The 3,922-nt window shown below is 61.2% G+C and carries 6 protein-coding genes and 1 pseudogene; all 7 read left to right on the plus strand.

The genetic code is table 11. The features are described from left to right. The first annotated feature begins 397 nt into the window (after positions 1–397). Positions 398–661: an AtpZ/AtpI family protein gene (locus Q0K17_RS10640; protein WP_294542887.1), complete on the plus strand. Its 264-nt coding sequence runs from the start codon at positions 398–400 to the stop codon at positions 659–661. Positions 662–687: 26 nt separating this feature from the next. Continuing rightward, entirely contained in the window at positions 688–1,113 is a 426-nt protein-coding gene (locus tag Q0K17_RS10645; protein ID WP_294542888.1) for an ATP synthase subunit I, read from the plus strand. Then, a complete protein-coding gene (locus Q0K17_RS10650) occupies positions 1,103–1,864 on the plus strand; it encodes a F0F1 ATP synthase subunit A (protein ID WP_366776938.1) in 762 nt (253 codons plus the stop codon). Before Q0K17_RS10645 ends, Q0K17_RS10650 begins: the two co-directional genes overlap by 11 nt. A gap of 48 nt (positions 1,865–1,912) precedes the next feature. Then, complete coding sequence (atpE, locus tag Q0K17_RS10655; protein ID WP_204647263.1) at positions 1,913–2,191, plus strand: ATP synthase F0 subunit C; 279 nt, start codon at positions 1,913–1,915, stop codon at positions 2,189–2,191. Positions 2,192–2,234: 43 nt separating this feature from the next. After that, entirely contained in the window at positions 2,235–2,735 is a 501-nt protein-coding gene (gene atpF, locus Q0K17_RS10660) for a F0F1 ATP synthase subunit B (RefSeq protein WP_294542889.1), read from the plus strand. Beyond that, positions 2,732–3,271: an ATP synthase F1 subunit delta gene (gene atpH / locus Q0K17_RS10665; RefSeq protein WP_294542890.1), complete on the plus strand. Its 540-nt coding sequence runs from the start codon at positions 2,732–2,734 to the stop codon at positions 3,269–3,271. The genes atpF and atpH overlap by 4 nt, the downstream gene beginning before the upstream one ends. A 12-nt stretch (positions 3,272–3,283) precedes the next feature. Then, positions 3,284–3,922, plus strand: a pseudogene (locus Q0K17_RS10670) (F0F1 ATP synthase subunit alpha); the annotation flags it as partial.

Below are 3,922 nucleotides of genomic sequence, written 5' to 3' on the forward strand. Positions count from 1 at the left end.
GAGGGAAGCGGTCAGCTCTTCCCGGGTGGTGGTCCAGGGATAGCCGGGGGCTTCCATGGTCTCGGCGCCGGGGTGTCCGCCGCAGGCGCCCAGGGTCAGGGCCACCGCCAGAACCGCGCCGGCTGCCACCATCTTTTTTCTCATGTCGGCACCTCCGCTGCCGGGTGCAGCCCCGGCATTACACACAACATTCCTGCTTTCAATATACACCCTGCACCCAGGCTTTTCCAGATGGCAGTATTCCCAAAATCTTACAGCGAAAAACCGGCGGTATTACGGCTCCACGTCGATATTTATTCTTATTTTTCTGTTGAGCTTGCCCGTTTTTTTTGGTATACTGTTGACAGGATTTGTTTGCATCAGAGCGGCATACCGCGGAAAGGAGCGCTGACCGGATTTGAAGGATCTGGCCCAACTGCTGAACGGGCTGGTGTGGTTCACCCAGCTTGGGATTTCGCTGGTCGTGCCGCTGCTTTTGTTTGTGGGCGGCGGCGCATGGCTGGTCAATGCTCTGGGCGCGCCCATGTGGGTGATGTTTCCGGCCTTTGTGCTGGGACTGGGCACCTCTGGGGCCACCGCCCGCCGGTTTTACCTGACCGAACGCCGCAAGGCCGAAAAGCGCCAGCCGGACAAGCCGGTTGGATTCAACGATCATCTCTGATGCCGTCCGGAAAGGAGTGTAATGCGATGCAACTGCAGCCGGATGTAAAAAAGGAACTGGTCCACATCGGAACAGGCTGCGCGGTGGGTACCGTGGTGCTGGTCGCCGGCTGGGCGCTGGCTTGGGCCCTGGGTGCTCCCTTCGGGTTCAGCTGGAAAGTGCCGCTGAGCGCGGTGCTGGGAGCCTTTGCCGCGTGGCTGAACTTTTTCGGTCTGGCACTGACCCTGCAGAAGATGGCGGCCGGTGCCGATGAGGCCCGCGGGCGCAGCCTCATGCGCACCTCGGAGCTGTACCGCAAGCTGGGCCTTGGCCTTTTTCTGATTGCCATGTTCCTGATCCCGGCATTCAACTGGGTGGCGGCAGCCATTCCGCTGCTGTTCCCCCAGGTGACCATCTTTGTCATGTATGCGCTGCGGCGCAAACCATCCCAGAACAAGGGAGGTGAAACTTAATCACATGGATGTGACCATCAACGGCGCACCGATCTACACCATCCCCATTGGCCCCGGTATTCCCATCTCGGCCACCATCGTCAGCAGCTGGATCGTCATGCTCCTCATCACCGGGCTGTGCATCTGGCTGACCCACGACCTGAAGGTGACCAACATCTCCAAACGGCAGGCGGCGGCAGAGTACCTGGTCAACCTGGCCACCAGCTTTGTCCGCGGCAACATGGGCGTTCGCTTTGATTCCTTCATCCCCTTCGTGGCGGCCCTGTTCTCCACCAGTCTGGTCAGCAACCTGCTCAGCCTGGTGGGTCTGTGGAGCCCCACGGCGGATCTTTCGGTGGAAGCGGCCTGGGCGGTGATGGTGTTTATTCTGATCACCCGCGCCAAGATCCGTTCCGGCGGTCTGGGCGGATACCTGAAAGGCTTTACCGAGCCCATCTTTGTGCTCACCCCTTTCAATATCCTGTCCGAGATTGCCACCCCCATCAGCATGGCCTGCCGTCACTTCGGCAACATCTTGTCCGGCACGGTCATCAGCGCGCTGCTGTACGCAGCCCTCTCTCTGGCCAGCCACGCCCTCTTCGGCCTGATTCCCGGCGCCGTGGGCGACCTGCTCAGCCAGATCCCCTTCCTGTCGGTGGGCATCCCGGCCTTCACCGGGCTGTACTTCGACTGGTTTTCCGGCTTTATGCAGGCCTTCATCTTCTGTATGCTGACCACCCTGTATATCGCCAACGCGGCGGGCGAGGAATGAGCCTGCCCCCATCTCTGACATCAAACATTATTTTTGGAGGTACTTGTTATGGATTTCGAAATTTTGGCTAAAGGCATCACCCTCGCCGGCTGCGCCATCGGTGCCGGCTGCGCCCTGATCGCCGGTATCGGCCCCGGTATCGGCGAAGGCAACGCCGTTGCCGCCGCCTGCCAGGCCATCGGCCGTCAGCCCGAATGCAAGGGCGACGTGACCAGCACCATGCTGCTGGGCTGCGCCATTGCCGAAACCACCGGTATTTACGGCTTCGTCACCGGCCTGCTGCTGATCTTCGTGGCCCCCGGCATGTTCATGAACCTGCTGGGCTGATGCGCCATGACCAACAAACAGAGCAAGGAGGCTTGACGAACAGATGTTTCAGCAACTGGTAACCATCGTACCCTGGAACTTTGTCGCGGCCATCTGCAACCTGCTGATCCAGATGTGGCTGATCAAGAAGTTTTTGTTCAAGCCGGTGCAAAAGGTGCTGGCCCAGCGCCAGCAGATGGCCGACGCCCAGATTGCGGATGCCGAGAAGGCCCGCACCGAGGCCGAAGCCATGCGCACCGATTATGAGCAGCGTCTGGCCGAGGCCAAGGAGGAGGCTGCCCAGCTGGTGCAGTCTGCCACCCGCACCGCCCAGCTGCGCGGCGAGGAGATCGTGCGTCAGGCACAGGCCGACGCCGCCAGCATCAAGACCAAGGCGGACGCCGACATTGCCCAGCAGCGCAAGAAGGCCATCAACGAGGTCAAGGACGAGATCGGCGGCATTGCCATGGACATTGCGTCCAAGGTGGTGGAGCGCGAGATTGACCCCAAGGTCCATCAGGACCTGATCGACGAGTTCATCAGGAATGTGGGTGACGCATCATGACCGACGTGGGCAAGATGTACGGCGGCGCGCTGTATGAACTGACCGCCGAAGACGGGTGCGAGGAAGCAGCGCGCGGCCAACTGCGGGAAGTGGTGACACTTCTGCGGGAAAATCCCGACTATGAAAAGCTGCTGTGCACCCCCAGTATCCCCAAGACCGAGCGCTGCGCCCTGTTGGATGAGGCGCTGCGCGGCCGGGTCGAACCGTATGTGCTGAATTTTTTGAAGATCCTGTGCGAAAACGGGACTTTGCGCCAGCTGAGCAGCTGCGAAAAGGAATTCACCGCCCGCTTCAATGAAGCCCGGGGCATTCTGCCCGCACGGGCCGTGAGCGCGGTGCCCCTTTCGGACAAGGATACCGTCCGCCTGAAGGAAAAACTGGAAAGCCTGACCGGCAAGAAGGTGGACCTGACCACGGCGGTGGACCCCGCCTGCCTGGGCGGCATCCGCCTGGAGATGGACGGCGTGCGCTTTGACGGCACCGTGGAGGGCCGTCTGGAACGGCTGCGGCACGATCTGGAGACCATCGTATTGTAAGGGAGTGAGAGCATGCAACTGAAACCCGAAGAAATCACCAAAATCATCAAATCGCAGATCAAGCATTACGAGGCCCAGATCGAGCAGAGCGAAACCGGTACCGTCATCCTGGTGGGCGACGGCATCGCCCGGGCCAGCGGGCTGGAAAAGTGCATGAGCGGCGAATTGGTGGAATTTGAAAACGGCACCTACGGCATGGCGCAGAACCTGGAAGAGAACACCGTTTCCATCGTCATGCTGGGCAGCGACGACGGGGTGCGCGAAGGCAGCACCGTCAAGCGCACCGGCCGCGTGGTCAGTGTGCCGGTGGGCGAAGCCATGATCGGCCGCGTCGTCAACGCCCTGGGCCAGCCCCTGGACGGCAAGGGCCCCATCGACGCCGCCGAATACCGTCCCATCGAAAGTCCGGCCCCGGGCATCATCGACCGCCAGCCGGTCAATGTGCCCCTGCAGACCGGCATCAAGGCCATCGACAGCATGATCCCCATCGGCCGCGGCCAGCGTGAGCTGATCATCGGCGACCGCCAGACCGGCAAGACTGTCATTGCCACCGATACCATCCTGAACCAGAAAGGCACCGGCGTCATCTGCATCTATGTGGCCATCGGCCAGAAGCAGAGCACCGTGGCCCAGCTGGTGAACACCCTGGAG

Origin of the sequence: uncultured Gemmiger sp. (assembly GCA_944388105.1) — a bacterium.
Taxonomy (GTDB): domain Bacteria; phylum Bacillota; class Clostridia; order Oscillospirales; family Ruminococcaceae; genus Gemmiger.